Source organism: Fusobacterium necrogenes (assembly GCF_900450765.1).
Taxonomy (GTDB): Bacteria; Fusobacteriota; Fusobacteriia; order Fusobacteriales; family Fusobacteriaceae; genus Fusobacterium_A; species Fusobacterium_A necrogenes.
Genome location: NZ_UGGU01000003.1, coordinates 1,847,657 through 1,864,322, shown reverse-complemented (window position 1 = coordinate 1,864,322; position 16,666 = coordinate 1,847,657). Strand labels below are relative to the sequence as shown.

The window sequence follows — 16,666 nt, the reverse complement described above, 5'->3', positions numbered from 1 at the left end:
CCTACCTCCTTATTAAATAGAGCTATTCTTTATTATTTTGAACAATCTTGACAAATTCCTTTAAAATAATAATGTTGTTCCTTAACTTCACAACTTTTCAAGAGCTCATTTTCTAAAATAGCCCTATCAACTCTTATGTCATATATTTTTCCACATTTTTCACATTTAAAATGTCCATGAACTTCCATGACAGTATCATATCTAGTTTCATTTTCTTCAATCACTACAACATTTACTATTTTTTTCTCGATAAATAAATTCAATGTATTGTAAACAGTAGTCTTAGATAAAGTAGGTATTTCCGTACATAGAGCTTTATATATCATATCTACTGTTGGATGATTTTTTTTCTCAATTAAGTATTGAAAGATTTTTATTCTCTGATAAGATGGTTTTATATCATGAGCTTTTAAATATCCACCTATATTTTCAATTTGAAACTCCATACTCGAACACCTCCTGTCTCATTTAACTCACTTTTGTAATGATTCTATATTTATATGGTACACTATTTTGAACCAATTGTCAAGTATTTTCCAATTCAAACTATTATTTTTTTCATTAAATATCTATGAATATCTCTACCATACTCATTTTTTTGATATTCTTCTACTCCATAACCTAAATCTTTATATAACTTCATTCCTATCTCATTATTTGGATCAACAGTTAAACTTATTTCTTTATACCCTCTCTCTTTTAAGTACTTTTCACTTTCTTCCATTATTTTTTTTGCATAACCACGGTTTCTATATTTTTTCTTTGTAGATATCCCATATAAAAAAACTTCTTCTTTTCCCATAATTTGCATATATTCAACTATAGATATTATTTCCTCAGCTTCTTCTAAAATAAATACTTTTCCATATCTAATAAGTGCTTTTAATATCCACATATCAACATTCCCATTTCCTTCAAAAGCTTCTTCTTCTATCTCCACAATCTTATTTAATGTAGGTAAATCCACTTCTTTTAATACTTTAAACTCCATTTTCCCCCCTAATAATCGACTTTTGATAGATAAAGTCCATTGGGCTCTGCTACCTTCTTTATATATTTTTTATTCGGATTTTTTAACATCTCTTCTATATAATTTTTAGGAAGATTTCCAAAATATATATTCAAAGCAGTTCCTATTATTATTCTTATTTGTGATTTTAAAAAAGAACTCCCTATAATATCTATACTTACTCTCTTCTTTCCTATTTTTTTTACTTCTATATCATATATCTCTCTAATAGATGTCTTGCTTCCACAATCACTCAATCTAAAATTATTAAAATCATGTATTCCAATTAAACTATTCAATATATTTTGAAAATTCTCTATATCTATCTCCTTATTTACATAAGTTTCATATCTACTTTGAAATGGATCCCTCTCCCAGCTTAGTCTATAAGTGTAACCTCTACTTTTAGCATCAAATCTTGAATTAAACTCTAGATCTACCTCCTCTAGGCTTAAAATCTCTATATCTAGAGGTAATCCTCTCATAAGTACATATTTTAATCTATCCAGTGGAATACCAGAATCTGTATAAAAATTGGATACCTGTATCAAAGCATGAACTCCTCTATCCGTTCTTCCAGAAGATATAATATCTACCTGCTCTTTTAATACAACGTTTAATAAACTCTCTATCTCCCCTTGAACTGTTCTTTTATTTGGTTGCCTTTGAAAACCATAAAACATACTTCCATCATATCTGTAGACCATTTTTATATTTCTCATTTTTTCCCCTTTTGGCAGATAAAAATAAAAAAGAGATTCATTAGAATCTCTTGTTAACTACATGGTGCGAAGAGAGAGACTTGAACTCTCACGTCTGGGACACTAGATCCTAAGTCTAGCGCGTCTGCCAATTCCGCCATCCTCGCACGAATGGTGCGTCATACAGGATTTGAACCTGTGGCAACACGATTAAAAGTCGTGTGCTCTACCAACTGAGCTAATGACGCATCTTATTTAATTAAAATGGGGTGATCGACGAGGCTCGAACTCGCGACAACCAGTGCCACAAACTGGCGCTCTACCAACTGAACTACGATCACCATATAAATCTTTTGTCTCTTTTCATAAGTGGCGTGTCTGAAGAGATTCGAACTCCTGACCCACGCCTTAGAAGGGCGTTGCTCTATCCAGCTGAGCTACAGACACATTAATTGGAGCGGGAAACGAGGGTCGAACTCGCGACATTCAGCTTGGAAGGCTGACGCTCTACCAACTGAGCTATTCCCGCAAACTTAATGGTCGGAATAGCAAGATTCGAACTTGCGGCCCCCTGCTCCCAAGGCAGATGCGCTACCGGACTGCGCTATATTCCGACGCCTTCTTTCAAGACAAGATTAATTATAGCATCTATATTAAAAACTGTCAACACTTTTTTCATTTTTTTTAAATATTTTTTAATTAGAAATTAAGGTTAATTTTCTCACTTTTTACTCTCATTCAGAATTTTATCAAAAAATTTTATCTTTTTTTTACTTTTTGTTATATAATATATCTAAGAGTAATCTTATCTATTTTAAAATATGGAGGTAATTTCATGAGAAATACAAAAAAAATAATTGCTAGTTTGATACTAGGAGTAACAATAGTTGGCTGTACTTCTTCACCTTTTTTAGATGAAACAGGTTCAGTTAATAAAAAGACTTCTGGTACAGCTGGTGGAGCTGCAGCCGGAGCATTGATTGGACAACTTATTGGAAAAGATACTAAGGGAACTCTCATTGGTGCTGGAATAGGTGCTCTTGCTGGTCTTGGTTGGGGAGCATACAGAGATAATCAAGAGCAAGAGTTGAGAGAGAGATTAAAAAATACTGAAGTTGAAGTTAACAGAGAGGGAGATAACTTAAATCTTTACCTCCCAGGAGGGGTAACTTTTGCTACTAACAGTGCTAACATAGCTTCTAACTTCTATGATCCACTAAACTCTATAGCAACAGTTTTAGTTCAATATCCTGAAACTAGAATAATAGTAAATGGATATACTGATAATACTGGAGCTGCTAGTTATAACTTAGACCTATCACAAAGAAGAGCTAATAGCGTTAGAGATTACTTCATATCTCAAGGAGTAGCGTCATATAGAGTAACTGCTGTAGGACATGGTATTAACAATCCTAGAGCAACTAATAATACTGCAGCTGGAAGAGCAGAAAATAGAAGAGTAGAAATTCAAATTCTTCCATTAAATTAACATAATCATGTAGGAGGAAAGCAACGATGCAATTTTTTTCAGGAAGATTCAAAGAAAAAGCAAGTCACTTAATCTTAGATTTTCATTCATCTATCAGTTTTGACAAAAGACTGTACAAATACGATATTATGGGTAGTATTGCCCATGTAAGAGGTCTTGGGAAACAAGGAATAATATCTCTTGAAGACTCTCAATTAATTGAAAGGACCTTAAAAGATATATTAAGAGATATTGAAGCTGGAAAAATAGAATTTTCTATTGAGTATGAAGATATTCATATGAATATTGAAAAAATACTCATTGATAGAATTGGTGATGTAGGAAAAAAACTCCATACTGGTAGAAGTAGAAATGATCAAGTGGCTGTTGATATGAAGCTTTTTACTAAAGATGAAGTAGTAAAAATACAGGCTCTTCTTTTAGATTTATTAGAAGTTATAAACTCTATGGCCAAGGAAAATTTATCTACATATATGCCAGGATTTACTCATTTACAAAAAGCTCAACCTGTATCTTTTGCTCACTATATCCTAGCTTATGCTGAGATGTTTAGAAGAGATTATATAAGACTTTCTAATGCTATAAGTTTAGCTGATACATCTCCACTTGGATCTGCCGCCCTAGCTGGTACTACTTATCCTCTAGATAGACAGTTTACAGCCTCTCAATTAGGGTTTTCAGCTCCTACTTGGAATAGTATGGACAGTGTAAGTGATAGAGATTATTTAATTGAAATCATCAATGCTTTTTCTCTTATTATGGTTCACCTTTCTCGTTTCTGTGAGGAGATAATCATATTTAGTTCAAACGATTATGGATATATTGAACTCAGTGATTCATTCTCTACAGGAAGTAGTATCATGCCTCAGAAAAAAAATCCAGACGCTGCTGAATTAATTAGAGGAAAAAGTGGAAGGGTATTTGGAGATCTCATGGCTCTACTTACGACAATGAAAGGAATACCTCTAGCTTATAATAAAGATATGCAAGAGGATAAAGAAAATTTCTTTGATGCCCTAGATACTGTAAAAGCTTGTTTAAATGTATTTATAGGAATGTTCCATACTCTCACAGTTAAAAAAGAAAACATGCTTTTAGCTGCCTCTCAAGGATTCATAAATGCCACTGATGTAGCTGATTTCTTGACAGAAAAAGGAATGAGCTTTAGAGATGCCTATAAAATAGTAGGAAGTATGGTAGCTTACTGTATTGATAATAATACTACATTTGAAAATTTAACTTTTGAAAATTATAAAAATTTCTCTGAGCTTTTTGACAATGATATCTATGAAGCTATCTCTATTAAAAATTGTGTAGAAAAAAGAACCACACTAGGTGGTCCTGGTGAAGAAAGTGTTTTAGCTCATATTGAATTTTTAGATAAATTTATTCTTGATTCTGAAAAACATGTAAATGAGTTTAAATTAAATAATATTTTAGATTAATATTTAAAACTCTTTATAAATTTTTCTCCATCAGCAAATCCTTGGTGATATACAGATAATAATCTCTCTCTGCTCTTCTCAAATCTATCTATTTTTAAAGGAGCAGAGGGAGCTATAACCATAGCTTTTCCCTCTTTTTCTAATCTTCTTATCTCCTCTTGATTCTCTTTATATACTTTATGATGTCTTTTTAACAGTTCCACCATTGCTGGATATTTTCTCATCTTCCAAGCTACTAATGGAAAACATTTTAGTGGAGGCTTTATAAAATTTCTATCTCTAGTTAAAACTACTATAAGTTTATCACAACCATCTTTTAAAGCTTGTGATACAGGTATAGGAGCTGATGTCCCTCCATCAAAATATATTTTCCCACTATAAGTTACAGGATTAGCTACTAAAGGAATAGAAGATGAAGCTTTCAATATAGTTGCTCCATCATGTATGGAGTCCTTTCCATAAAACTCTGCTTTTCCAGTTTCAGCATTAGTAACTCCCACTTTAAAATCACACGGATTAGCAAAGAAACTATTGTAATCAAAAGGATCTAACTTCTCTGGAATCTCTTCATATAAAAACTCCATTCCAAAGAGAGAACCTGTTTTTAAGTAGTTACTCCAACTAAGATATCTCTTATCCCCTATATAATTTATATTAGTTCTAAGTGCTCTTCCATCTTGCTTAGATATATATGAAGCTGCATTAGAAGCTCCAGCAGAAACTCCTATTACATAATCTGGCATAAAGTTATATTTCCTAAAAGCATCTAATACTCCTACTGTATAGACACCTCTCATTCCTCCACCTTCCAAAACTAATCCTATTTTCATACTCTCACCCCTAAATGATTTATTTTTATAATATTTTATACTATTTTTTCCCCTTTTTCTAGAGGAAAATAAAAGAAGGAGATGCTATAAATTATTAAATTACCAACACTCCTTCTTAAAAAATTTATAATAAATTTCTAAAATCTATATTTTAATTTTAATGTTCCTGTAAGCTTTTCAGCCCCATACTCTCCAATTAAATATTTTACCTCTAAGTCTAATCCTAAATTTTTATACTCAGTACCTCCACCTATTGTTATACTTCCACCTCTTTCTATAAGAGCTGTTCCTATTTTTGTTCCTGCAGTTTTTAACTCTGGAGCCTTATTGAACAAATAATCATTAAATTCATAAGATAAAGCTCCATATGGAATAAGTTTTAAATCTCCGTAATGAAATTGCTTCTCTAATCTTATCTCTGGAATTATTTCAACTACTAACTCTTTTTCTACACTAGCTCTTTGTAATTTTTCATTTTTGAAGTCTAAAGTATAGTCAACACCTGGTAGATAATATAGGTTCATATCTACACCTGTTATAAGTTTTGCTCCTAAAATTTCTTTTTTAATTCCCACTCCTGTTCCTAAGCTAAAAATATTTGTCTCAAATTTTCTTTCATTTATCTCCTCTTTTAGATGAGTTAAACCTAGATCACCCTTTAAATACAATTCATTATCTTTTACTAATTTTGAGTATACATGTCCTGAAAAACTTTCAATATTTCCAGAATACCCCTCTCCATACTCTATATTAGACTTACCATAGATAAATGCTACTCCTGCATAATTATCCAAATTACTACTTAATACTATATCTTTTTCATATGCAAAACCATGGTTAATTATTTTTTGATCAAACTTTCTAAACTTGTCACTTTCATATTTAGATTCAGAATAATTTCCTACATAATAAGCTCCACCTTCAAATTTATCCTTATCCATATTTCTCATGGAATCTTTTATTACTCTTTTTTGACTTCTCAATACCTCTCCCCTAGCTGCATATTCAGCTGCCATAGTGTTTGTTGTCGATCCACTGACTATTTTTTGATTTGATGAGTTTATCTCTGGAATCTCTACATCTACTACTATATCTCCATCTGGCTTAGAATCAGGAGTAGTTCCTAAACTTGAATCTAAAATTAAGTCTCCTTGCTCATTTTTAGTTACTTTTATACCTACTTTTACAGATCCAATATCAATTTTATTATCTTTTCCATCTCCAGTAACTATATTTATGCTTTTATCTTCGGCTGCTTTAATCTCCATTATTTTAAACTTACTTCCATAATTTGGAATTTCTGCATTATCTTTTAAATCTACTTTTAATTCACTATTTCCATCTGTTAAATTATTAATAATTAATCTATCACTTTCTCCAGTAGAGGAATTAGCATTAAATGTTACTGAAGTACTCCCTGAGAAATTATCGGCCTCTAAAGTCGAAAAAGCTCTTGCACTTCTAGCAACAGATCTTGTATTAAATTTAATCTGACTATCTCCGCCTATTAATAGAGTATCTACTTGTGAATCTTCAGTTATAGTCCAGACAGTACTATATAGATTTAACTTCCCTTCAGTTGCTGATATTTTTCCATTTATTTGAGAATCCTTTAAAACTAAGTGGCTATCATCTAATTTTATATTTCCTTCAACTACAGAATCAGATACAGCAGAATTTGACCCATTATATAGATCTAAATTTCCTATTAAAGTTACTTCATTTATTGTAGAATCACTCTTATCTTGAGTTATATTTCCAATCATTAGTGAATTTGTAAAACTTGCCTTACTATTTTTTAAAGTTGTATTTCCTTCAACTCTTGCATACCCAACTTTCAAATCAGAGTTATTTTCGATATTTAAATCTCCCTTGTAGAAAGTAGTTATCTTTTTAAATTTTCCATTTGTATTTTCATCATTTAGAGTAACTTTAGTTGCAGTCTGAGTCTTAGTTTCCTGTGTAGAATCATAAACAAGTTCACTTTCACCATCCACATATCCTAAAACTACTTTGTTATCTTTATTGGTATTTATATTACCATTGATAATTGAGTATACTCCTCCTTGGAACTCTGTCCCTTCAGACATATTGACATTTTTAAAATCAAACTGACTAGAATAGTAATCGCCATTTATAGTCGTTTTCTTTATATCCTCTCCCGCATGAAGATCTCTTTCTCCTGATAAAATAAGAGTTGTTCCCTTCCCATTTAAATTAAAGTTTCCATTTAATGTAGAACCTCCAGTAACAGCAAAAGTTTTTACTCCACTACCAGAGATATTTACATCCATCTCTCCATTTACTTTATCTTTATCATTTTCTCCAAAATGTCCATGATAAATTGAAGTATCTTTTTTGAATTTATCTGTATCTATCTCTATCACTGCTTTTTTCTCATTATTATGATTTACTATCATAGCTCCAAAATCAACAGCATTTATATCACCAAAAGTTATATTATTTCCATCTACATCTAATCTTCCCCCTCTAAATCCAAAGTTAATCTTAGAGGTATCTATTTGTTCTGAATCCTTTAATACTACAGTAGCTCTTCCACTAACTATATCTATATAGTCAAAAGCCTGTTTATTTCCATTTTCATCAGCTTGTTGGTCTAAAATAACTATTCCATCTCCTACATTTAAAGCTCCCTCATTTTTTCCAGTAGCATTTACATGTAATGTTCCTTCTCCTATTTTATGAAGAGCATCTCCCTTTACTCCATTTACCTGCCAAAGTACCTCTTTATTCTTAGCTATCTCTATTCCTGCTCCTACCCAAGTCTCTTCTCCAGTTTCTCCTTTAACTGTGTAGTTATTTTTAAAGGTAAGTTTTCCAGCTCCCATATTAATAGAATCTTCTAATTTAATAGTTCCACCCTCTCCAGCAAAAGTCAGATGTTTTGTAAAATTAAGTTCATCATTAGTAGCCTTAGATAGATCTATATCAGATTTTAAACCATTGTATGTCCAAGTTTTATCTCCTTGAGTTATAGTTCCAGTTCCTGTATTACTTCCCTCTTCAGTATTTGCTGCTCCCCAAACTATCTCTCCATTAGCCTTTATATCATTTACCTCTGGAAGATAATCCTCTCCCATTACTTGCTCCATAAACGCCTTATCTACTGGAATATATATACTTACTGTTGATGATATTGCCATTCCAAAAGCAACCAACTCCCACTCTTGAGTTTCATTATTAAATCCCCATAGTGGTGATCCACTATCTCCCTGTTCTATATAAATTGGTAGAGGACTCTTATCCAAATAGTTATTCATATTTTCTCCTCTATCATCTACCCATATCCCTTTGTATAGCATATCACTTGTTATGATTCCACCAGTGAGGTATTCATAAGCCCAAGCTTCATATTTCTTATCTCCATTTTCACTTTGAATATATTGTATCCCACTTCCCACTCTAGCAAATAAAGAGTATTTATTTTTCCAATCTTGTACTAGGGTATCATCTTGTTTATACTTAGTAGGTGCTACATCTGTAACTACCTTATTTAACCTAGGTGTGTGGTAATCTCTATTAGACTTCTCATTTCTATCTATCAACTTATAAGTATGCCCTGTGTTATACCCATATTTTACTGTAGTATACCCTCTGTTATGTTTTACTCCAGCTACATAGTTAGGGTCTATCAAAGTTCCTACTGCACTAGAATCTGTTGTTGAAAAATCTGGAATAGGTAAATTAATCACTTTAAAACTTCCATCTTTTCTCTCAACTACTACATTTGTAGCCCCTACTTTGAACTTTCCTTTATTCATTGCAAAGTCCTTATACAATTGATAATCAATTAAATCAGAAACCGTGCCTCCATAAGTTACATTTAATGCTATAAAATATAAAAATAAATTTTTTCTAAATCTCATATATACTCCTAGTTTTTTTTAACAATTTTAGTTTATATATACATATTAATATATATAAGATTTTTTGTCAATAATTTTATTAAATACTTTACATATAATTTTAAAATAAATAAAAGCCCTATTTAGGGCTTTTATTTATTACTCTACTTTAGATATAGCATCTTCTATAGCCGTTATAAATCCTTCTGAACTGTAGCTTGCTCCTGCTACTATATCTAACTTTGAAATATCTTGAGTTGATTTTAATCTTGTAATCAACTGTCCAATAGCTGGGTCAGCTATCTCTGGCGTATCACCATGAGTATACTTAACATCTGAGATTCTAACTTCTCCTTTAGAATTTCTCTTAGCAAGTATTCTCACATTGATATTATCATATAAGCCTTCTCCTACACCCGTATATTCTTTTGGTGCATTAGCTTTTTCTACGAATATACACGCCAATCCAACTACAATAAAAGCAATCACAGAAATTTTTCTAATTTTCTCAACATCCACTTCTCTTTCCTCCTAATATCTCTAAATTTATATTAAATACATTATATCACACTGTTTATAGAAAAAAAATCTTTTTATGTATTATTTCCGTTTAATTCTTGTTCTAGGTAATATTCTATCTTTTTGATATCTAAGTACGTATCTATATCTACTGAGTATTTTTCATTCATCACATAGGCAAGCCTACCATCATTAAGACTTGTATCCAATCCAAAATCCTTATTTAACTCTTGAATATATATAGCTCCATTTACTCTATAGAATTTTGGAAAATCCTGTCTTCTCATTGTACTATTTAAAGAAAGAAGATTTTTTACAGTTCCATCTTCATTAATAGTTCTCATAAGTACTGGGTTCTCATCAACTTCTGTAACGCTTACAAGGCTCTTTTCATCACTTTCAAAAAGCTTTTCTATTGCCTCATCTATATGCCAACCTTTTCTGAGAGGTACAGTATTTTGAAGTAATACTAGATAATCATACTCCTCTCCATGCTCCTTTAGCCAATTTATAGCGTGTACCACTGCATCTATTGTCTTAGATGTATCTTGAGCTAACTCTGCAGGTCTCATAAAAGGAACATCTCCTCCAAATTTTTCTGCCACAGCTTTTATCTCTAAATCATCAGTGGAAATAACTGTCCTATCTAAATATTTTGATGAGTTAGCACACTCTATTGAATATTGTATAAGTGGTTTCCCATATATCTCTATTATATTTTTAGAAGGTATTCCCTTACTTCCACCTCTAGCTGGTATTATCCCTAATATTCTCTTTCCTTTGTACATTTTTCTCCTCCTTTCTATTTTTTATATCTTCTCCATATCTCCTTTAAAAGATAGAAGGTATTAAGTGATTTTAATTGAATCCACGCTTGCTCTCTATACTCAGTTATAAAGAAGTCTATTAAAAACAGTGCTGTAAATTGAGTGATTAAAGTAGCAATTGCTGCTCCATTTATTCCATATTTAGGTATAAGAAGAACATTTAAAATTATGTTTATCATGAGGCTTATAAGAGTTTTATAAAAACTTTTTTTAGTAATATTTTTAAGAGTCATATGTCCAGTTTGCAATGAACCATTGGCTTTTATAAATATTGATGCTGCTAAAATAATATAAACCTCAATAGCTGGACTATATTCCTGTGCATATACATATCCAAAGGTATATTTTACTACAAATATTGATACTAAGGTTATTATAAAATAAAATTGTGTCACTAGAGTATTAGAAAAAAGATAAAATTGGTAATACTCCTTATAATCCTTTCTATACAGCTCCATCATCTTAGGAAAAAGTGAATTTTGTACAGGACCTAAAAGTATGGCTAAGATAGTAGAGAGCTGTACTCCTATTGTATATATCCCTACATCTACTACTCCCATATAGTATTTTATCATAAGTCTGTCCACTTGAGTATAGACTAAAAATGATATATAGGTTATCCACAAAAATTTCCCCTCATCTATTATTTGATAGAGTAGATTTTTATCTATCCTTCTCTCTATATTTGAAAGTTTTGATAGATAGATTCTTCTATATTGAAGTTTCAATATCCCCATTCTTATAAGGCTACCTATACACCTTATAGCAGGAACAACTACTATCCCCATTCCATATAACATTCCCACATATTGAAGAGAGTAAGATATTATTTTTACTATATTATTTGAGATAACTATTCTTCTAGATTCCAGCTTAAACTCAAAAAAGTTTTCTATCCCATAAGTTGCCGTAGTAAGTATATTATCCAAACAGATAAGCAGTAGCATATAGAAAAGAAGATTATCCATACCAACTGTAAATTTTAAAATTATAGGTATAAATATTATTATCCCAGCCATACTGTTACGAAAAAAATTCACATTGAAGATAATATTATTGAAGTTGTCCTCCGTATAGTACTTTTTTATTACCCTACTGTTGAGCAACTCAAATAGTATTGCTGAAAATGCTACTAGAGATACAGCATAATTATATTTTCCATAGAGTTCTGCTCCATAGTAATTGGCAATTTTTATTCCTACTAAAAATTGTAACAATAGTATAAATACTTGGTCAAACATAAGCCAAGCTATATTTTTAGTTATTTTTCCTCCACTACTCATTATTTTCTCCTATTTTTAAAGCTCTGCATTTCTTACCATTATACTATCACAGCTTCCAAATCTTTCAAAGAGTTTATCATCTACCTCTGTTCCATAAAAATCTATTGCTACATCTTTTCCAAAACCAAATACAGCTGTAGAGAAAAGAGTAACCACTCTTTCTAATTTTATTCCCATAACACTTAAAAGTTCCACTGGATACTTCTCTTTCATCACATAACACTCTTTAAAATATTTAGAATAATCTGTTTTTTCTCTTGGATGAGGTTTTATTATAATAGACTTATTGGGATATTTAGCTAATACTTTAGTATATAGTTCTATTTTTCTTTCTTCTGATACTATTCCATCTTCTGATATAGGCTGAGTGAAAATCATTACTGTTTCTCCATCTACCTTTTGAAATATCTCTTCATTAAAACTAAAAACATCTTTTATCAATCTCTTTTCATTTTCGCTCTTTTTATTCCATAGCTCTTGAAGATCTATTACCTCAGCTTTATTTTCAAGCCCTTGAGGTATTTTTTCACAAAGTGAAGATGTGAGATAGATTTTTTTACATCTATCTCCATAGCCCATCAATACTTTTCTTTCTCCTATTCCATAGAGTTTGGCTATAATGTCCTGTATCTTTTCTTTCATTCCACTAGGAGCTGCCTTATATGGCATATAATTTAAAGTTCCTTCCTCTATTACATTTATTTTTTCCTTATAGAATACCCTTCTTCCCAATTCTAGATTATCCATTCCATAAAGTTGACTCTCACCACTTTCTATCCTCTTTAGAAGTGGTGCTAAATCATGCCTTATATCTCCTATATAGCTAGCCATCTTAAATCTATTAAATTTGGGATTTTTAGCATACATTCTAGACTTTTCTAAGATTATCTTCCTTCCAGTTAACTTTTCTAAGATTTTCTCTTTTCCTTCATAAGTTATATACGTGATATTATCTTTTTCTAAATCTGATAAAAGTAAGAATATGAGAAGAACTCTATCCATATCATAAAGAAATACTCTTTCCATCACTACCTCCTAATCATCAAAAAAAGGAATAGCTATTAACTATTCCCCTCATATTATTTTGAATATTTATGTTTATACTGTTTTACAAACTCTTTCATAAAAGCAGAGAAAACTCCTAACATTAGTCCAATCACAAGCCCTACACCTAGAAATAGTAGTAATGGTTTTCCTTCTGTAGTAGTTGTAACAGGAGAAATAACTTTTATCATATCAGAATAAGTAGAGTTAGTATATTCTTCATTTAGCATATTCATATCTTCTATTATCTTATTCAACTTCTCTACTGAAGTTTTTAGTTTTTTGTCTAATATAGCAGTCTCTTCAGCAGTTGGAGTTTTTATTCCCATTTTACTCTCTTCTAATAACTTTATCTTAATCTTATTATCCTCAATATTGTTATTTAGCTTCACATATTCAGCTACCAATCCAGGATAATAATCATTTTGATCATTAACATTGATTCCTTCTTGTTGTATAGTTGGAACTATAAGTTGCTTTTGAGCAGGCTTTAAATTTTCTAACATCTCTTTAAAAACTTTTACTTTACCTTCTAAAGCTTGATTTTCTAATTTCAATTTTTGAATATTTGAATCTATTCTTACTAATTTATTGCTACCAATTTTAGAAAAACCATTTATCATATAATAAGAATAGTAATCTTGTAGTTCTACATTTTTAAAATTTTTAAGTCTTTCACTTAACATTCCAAAAGAGTAACCTAATCTTTTTGACATATAGTCTTTCTCTGTATATTGAGATGTAAGCATCTCCATCATTTTCACTCTTTCATCTAATAGTAAATAACTATCACCATAGTCATAATCGAAGATATCACTTTTAACTCTTTGAATATAATAAGTTGGTTTATATTTTTTGATATATTTTTCTACAGAATCACTTACTAATTTTGTAAGTACCTCTTTATTCTTTTCTTTAAGTGTTACTAGATAATTACTAGCTGTAAAAGAATAATTCTCTCCTCTTTTTAAAGCATTATCTATCAATGTCTGTGTAGATTCTGGTATTATTGGTTCTATAAGTATTGAATTTCTAAATTCATCCAAGTCTTCTACTTTTATATCCTCTTTATATTTTCCAAAAGTTTCATTAATCACATCAAGTGAGATAATATTACTTCTTGAAAATATTGATCCATCTGGATTTTTCCCTTTTTCTAGCTCAGGATAATTAAAACCTATTATTGCAGTGGTAACTGTATTGGCCTTATTATAAATATATCCCCCTAAAGTTGCTATTATTGCAACTAATATAGTTATAACCGCTATTCTAACCTTATATTTTAATATAGTATGAAGAAGCTCATATAGATCTATCTCATCTTCTTCTTCATAATATCTTCTTTCTTCTAACTGGTTCAACTTTATTCCCTCCAATTTTAGTATTTATTCCCAAAATATTATACCCTATTTTCCTTTTTAACTCAACTTTTTTTTAGATATAACATAGCTATAACTATTACTATTGCACATATCCCCAAATATATAAATGTCATCGGATTTTGAAGTCCACCTATTATTATTATTAAAGATCCCAAGATAGCTACGGATGGTATTATTATTCCCTTGATAAAACCATCTACCTCTCCCCTTTTATAAAGTTTTATCACACAAAAATAGAGAATGATATATAAAATATAACTAGCTACTATAGGTATTTCTGAAATATCTGAATTAGGTATTAAATCATACTTTTGAACTACATAGTTAATTACTATAAATACCATTGTAATTACAAATGCAATTTTAGCTGAAAATTTAGGAACATGGTGTCCTTCTTCTAAGTATCCTACCTTATCTGCCATAGGAAACATCTTTCTTATTGCTAAAGAGTATGGCATTCTCAAAAAACCAAGTGTAAATCCATTGAGTGTTCCTAATACTGAAAATATTATAAAAATTAAAAATATCTTTGCTCCAGCAGTTCCAAATAACATAGTTACAGCTTCATTTACATGAGCATCTCCTAACTCCATTATTCTCTGTGGTCCCACTAATATACTTATTCCAATAAAATATAATACATAAGCTATCAATACAAATATCGGTCCAACTATAAGAGCTATTGGTAAATTTCTTTTTGAATTTTTTATCTCATGAGATATAGAAGTAGAGACAACCCAACCATCGTATGAAAAAGCTATAGGAGCCAATGCTCCTAACCAAGCTAATGAACTTCCAGTTGCTGATAACTCTTTAGCATATATGATACTGGGATCCCCATACTTAAAACCTGCTATTGCCAAAACTCCTATTAGAATTACCTTAGATATAGTAGTAAAGTTTTGAAAAAAACCTCCTAATAAGGCTGAAAAATAGTTGATTAAAAAACAACCTAGGAACGCTATTGTTCCTATAATTGCCATTCTTTCTGGAGTTGCTTCCCACCCCATAAGCATACACATATATACACCAACTATCCACGATACCACCGATAACAATGCTGGATAATAGATAAGTACTTGAAACCAACCAAAAGCTCCAGCTACCTTTGTCCCAGCATATTCATCTGCATAGGTAATAACTCCTCCAGGTTTTGTTGTCTTAGTTGCTAAAACAGCTATTGCCAAACTCCCAAATATTATTCCAATAGCCGCTATTACAAAAACTGCTACTCCTTTTACTATACTTCCATTAGTATACACCAAAATATTATCACTTTTAAAAAATATTCCTGATCCTATTACTATCCCTACTATCATAGCAATAGCTGTAAAAAGTCCGTATTCTCTCTCTTTATCCATTCTTTTCTCCTAAATTCAAGTATGATCTTTTACTATTATACTATATATTTTAGTTAATTTAAAGAAATTTTACGTAACTTTTACAATACAAATATTAAACTTCTAGTATAGATCAAAATCTTTCTTTCGTTCTGTTTATAAATAAAGCTATTATCATCTTTATACTTATAGATAGTACTTCTACTTCTACCTATGATTTCCATTGCAGTTTTAACTGTCACCCAATACCCGTATCTTGCCTCTAACTCTTCCATAAGTTTCTTCTCAAAATCACTACATCCATCTAATTTTTTTCTCAAATACTCCTCACACTCTAACTTAAAGTCATGCTTACTTTTCCACTCATTGTTTGTTTTCATAATCCCTCACCTCTAAAACATTTTATTATATTTTATAAATAATTAATATGTATAGATATATATTAATATATTTTAGAGGGTTTGTAAAGTGCTATTTCTAAGGAATTTTCTATTAATTCATATTTATTCACATTTATTAATATTTACTAATAAAAAGCCCTTAGCTCAAGAGCTAAAGGCTATTTTTATAAATTTAATAGACTACTTTCCTCTATATCCATAAGGAGTAGTAACTGTTACGTTATTAGTTGTATTTGATCCCATAGAAGACAAACCTGAAGACACTGATCCAACTGAGTTAGAAGATGCTGATCCTCCAACTCCTGCTCCTCCTCCCATACCAAATGCTGACATGAAAGATTCTCCAACACTAACTGGTGCTGCTGCAGGTGCCGCTGCAGGCGCTGCTCCTGTTCCTGAAGTAGTTGTTCCCTCAGCTGTTGTTGTTGCTCCATTTCCTGAATCTGAAGATGTAGTGTTGTCGTCAACTGCAAACACTGCCACTGATAATACCATTAAAGCTAATACTAATAATTTTTTCATTCTTATTC

General features: G+C 30.9%; 15 protein-coding genes and 6 tRNA genes. 2 read left to right on the top strand and 19 right to left on the bottom strand.

The window, feature by feature from the left end; all coding sequences use genetic code 11:
• Window positions 1–32 precede the first annotated feature (32 nt).
• The 9 genes from DYA59_RS08910 to DYA59_RS08870 form a co-directional block, all read right to left on the bottom strand.
• Complete coding sequence (locus DYA59_RS08910; protein WP_115271301.1) at window positions 33–446, bottom strand: Fur family transcriptional regulator; 414 nt, start codon at window positions 444–446, stop codon at window positions 33–35.
• Window positions 447–541: 95 nt separating this feature from the next.
• Window positions 542–991: a GNAT family N-acetyltransferase gene (locus DYA59_RS08905; RefSeq protein ID WP_115271299.1), complete on the bottom strand. Its 450-nt coding sequence runs from the start codon at window positions 989–991 to the stop codon at window positions 542–544.
• Window positions 992–999: 8 nt separating this feature from the next.
• Window positions 1,000–1,731 (bottom strand): tRNA pseudouridine(38-40) synthase TruA, encoded by a 732-nt coding sequence (truA, locus tag DYA59_RS08900; RefSeq protein WP_115271297.1) that lies wholly within the window; start codon window positions 1,729–1,731, stop codon window positions 1,000–1,002.
• Window positions 1,732–1,793: 62 nt separating this feature from the next.
• Window positions 1,794–1,877 (bottom strand) — tRNA-Leu (locus DYA59_RS08895).
• Window positions 1,878–1,882: 5 nt separating this feature from the next.
• Window positions 1,883–1,958 (bottom strand) — tRNA-Lys (locus DYA59_RS08890).
• Window positions 1,959–1,975: 17 nt separating this feature from the next.
• Window positions 1,976–2,051: transfer RNA gene (locus DYA59_RS08885), tRNA-His, on the bottom strand.
• Window positions 2,052–2,080: 29 nt separating this feature from the next.
• Window positions 2,081–2,157: transfer RNA gene (locus DYA59_RS08880), tRNA-Arg, on the bottom strand.
• Between the two features lie 6 nt (window positions 2,158–2,163).
• A tRNA-Gly gene (locus tag DYA59_RS08875) sits at window positions 2,164–2,239 on the bottom strand.
• An 8-nt stretch (window positions 2,240–2,247) separates the two neighbouring features.
• Window positions 2,248–2,324: transfer RNA gene (locus DYA59_RS08870), tRNA-Pro, on the bottom strand.
• A 221-nt stretch (window positions 2,325–2,545) separates the two neighbouring features.
• Here DYA59_RS08870 and DYA59_RS08865 point away from each other — a divergent pair.
• Together DYA59_RS08865 and argH are read left to right on the top strand one after the other, a co-directional pair.
• On the top strand, window positions 2,546–3,199 hold the full coding sequence (locus tag DYA59_RS08865) for an OmpA family protein (RefSeq protein WP_115271295.1): 654 nt from the start codon (window positions 2,546–2,548) through the stop codon (window positions 3,197–3,199).
• 26 nt (window positions 3,200–3,225) lie between these two features.
• A complete protein-coding gene (argH, locus tag DYA59_RS08860) occupies window positions 3,226–4,644 on the top strand; it encodes an argininosuccinate lyase (RefSeq protein ID WP_115271293.1) in 1,419 nt (472 codons plus the stop codon).
• Here argH and DYA59_RS08855 read toward each other — a convergent pair.
• From DYA59_RS08855 to DYA59_RS08810, 10 genes are all read right to left on the bottom strand, one after another.
• Window positions 4,641–5,474 carry a patatin-like phospholipase family protein gene (locus tag DYA59_RS08855; RefSeq protein ID WP_115271291.1) on the bottom strand — a complete coding sequence of 278 codons (834 nt, stop codon included), beginning with the start codon at window positions 5,472–5,474 and terminating at the stop codon, window positions 4,641–4,643. The genes argH and DYA59_RS08855 overlap by 4 nt on opposite strands.
• A 137-nt stretch (window positions 5,475–5,611) precedes the next feature.
• Complete coding sequence (locus DYA59_RS08850) at window positions 5,612–9,361, bottom strand: S6 family peptidase (RefSeq protein WP_115271289.1); 3,750 nt, start codon at window positions 9,359–9,361, stop codon at window positions 5,612–5,614.
• A gap of 138 nt (window positions 9,362–9,499) precedes the next feature.
• Window positions 9,500–9,859, bottom strand: a complete 360-nt coding sequence (locus DYA59_RS08845) for an FMN-binding protein (protein WP_115271287.1) — start codon at window positions 9,857–9,859, stop codon at window positions 9,500–9,502.
• A gap of 74 nt (window positions 9,860–9,933) precedes the next feature.
• A complete protein-coding gene (locus DYA59_RS08840; RefSeq protein ID WP_115271285.1) occupies window positions 9,934–10,647 on the bottom strand; it encodes an acylneuraminate cytidylyltransferase family protein in 714 nt (237 codons plus the stop codon).
• Window positions 10,648–10,661: 14 nt separating this feature from the next.
• Window positions 10,662–11,969 carry a flippase gene (locus DYA59_RS08835; protein ID WP_115271283.1) on the bottom strand — a complete coding sequence of 436 codons (1,308 nt, stop codon included), beginning with the start codon at window positions 11,967–11,969 and terminating at the stop codon, window positions 10,662–10,664.
• 15 nt (window positions 11,970–11,984) lie between these two features.
• Window positions 11,985–12,995 (bottom strand): glycosyltransferase family 52, encoded by a 1,011-nt coding sequence (locus DYA59_RS08830; protein ID WP_115271281.1) that lies wholly within the window; start codon window positions 12,993–12,995, stop codon window positions 11,985–11,987.
• Between the two features lie 53 nt (window positions 12,996–13,048).
• The gene (locus tag DYA59_RS08825) at window positions 13,049–14,374 is read right to left on the bottom strand and encodes a hypothetical protein (protein ID WP_115271279.1); all 1,326 of its coding nucleotides are present in this window, start codon (window positions 14,372–14,374) and stop codon (window positions 13,049–13,051) included.
• Window positions 14,375–14,436: 62 nt separating this feature from the next.
• Window positions 14,437–15,756 (bottom strand): APC family permease, encoded by a 1,320-nt coding sequence (locus tag DYA59_RS08820; protein WP_115271277.1) that lies wholly within the window; start codon window positions 15,754–15,756, stop codon window positions 14,437–14,439.
• An 80-nt stretch (window positions 15,757–15,836) separates the two neighbouring features.
• Window positions 15,837–16,115, bottom strand: a complete 279-nt coding sequence (locus DYA59_RS08815) for a DNA-binding protein (RefSeq protein WP_115271275.1) — start codon at window positions 16,113–16,115, stop codon at window positions 15,837–15,839.
• 201 nt (window positions 16,116–16,316) lie between these two features.
• Entirely contained in the window at window positions 16,317–16,658 is a 342-nt protein-coding gene (locus DYA59_RS08810; protein WP_115271273.1) for a hypothetical protein, read from the bottom strand.
• Between the last annotated feature and the right edge of the window lie 8 nt (window positions 16,659–16,666).

Excerpts from the sequence above, each read along its gene's own strand:
- DYA59_RS08810 (WP_115271273.1), bottom strand. The coding sequence starts at position 16,658 with ATGAAAAAATTATTAGTATTAGCTTTAATGGTATTATCAGTGGCAGTG.
- argH (WP_115271293.1), top strand. The coding sequence starts at position 3,226 with ATGCAATTTTTTTCAGGAAGATTCAAAGAAAAAGCAAGTCACTTAATC.
- DYA59_RS08830 (WP_115271281.1), bottom strand. The coding sequence starts at position 12,995 with ATGGAAAGAGTATTTCTTTATGATATGGATAGAGTTCTTCTCATATTC.
- DYA59_RS08865 (WP_115271295.1), top strand. The coding sequence starts at position 2,546 with ATGAGAAATACAAAAAAAATAATTGCTAGTTTGATACTAGGAGTAACA.
- DYA59_RS08820 (WP_115271277.1), bottom strand. The coding sequence starts at position 15,756 with ATGGATAAAGAGAGAGAATACGGACTTTTTACAGCTATTGCTATGATA.
- DYA59_RS08850 (WP_115271289.1), bottom strand. The coding sequence starts at position 9,361 with ATGAGATTTAGAAAAAATTTATTTTTATATTTTATAGCATTAAATGTA.
- DYA59_RS08910 (WP_115271301.1), bottom strand. The coding sequence starts at position 446 with ATGGAGTTTCAAATTGAAAATATAGGTGGATATTTAAAAGCTCATGAT.
- DYA59_RS08855 (WP_115271291.1), bottom strand. The coding sequence starts at position 5,474 with ATGAAAATAGGATTAGTTTTGGAAGGTGGAGGAATGAGAGGTGTCTAT.
- DYA59_RS08905 (WP_115271299.1), bottom strand. The coding sequence starts at position 991 with ATGGAGTTTAAAGTATTAAAAGAAGTGGATTTACCTACATTAAATAAG.
- DYA59_RS08815 (WP_115271275.1), bottom strand. The coding sequence starts at position 16,115 with ATGAAAACAAACAATGAGTGGAAAAGTAAGCATGACTTTAAGTTAGAG.
- truA (WP_115271297.1), bottom strand. The coding sequence starts at position 1,731 with ATGAGAAATATAAAAATGGTCTACAGATATGATGGAAGTATGTTTTAT.
- DYA59_RS08840 (WP_115271285.1), bottom strand. The coding sequence starts at position 10,647 with ATGTACAAAGGAAAGAGAATATTAGGGATAATACCAGCTAGAGGTGGA.
- DYA59_RS08835 (WP_115271283.1), bottom strand. The coding sequence starts at position 11,969 with ATGAGTAGTGGAGGAAAAATAACTAAAAATATAGCTTGGCTTATGTTT.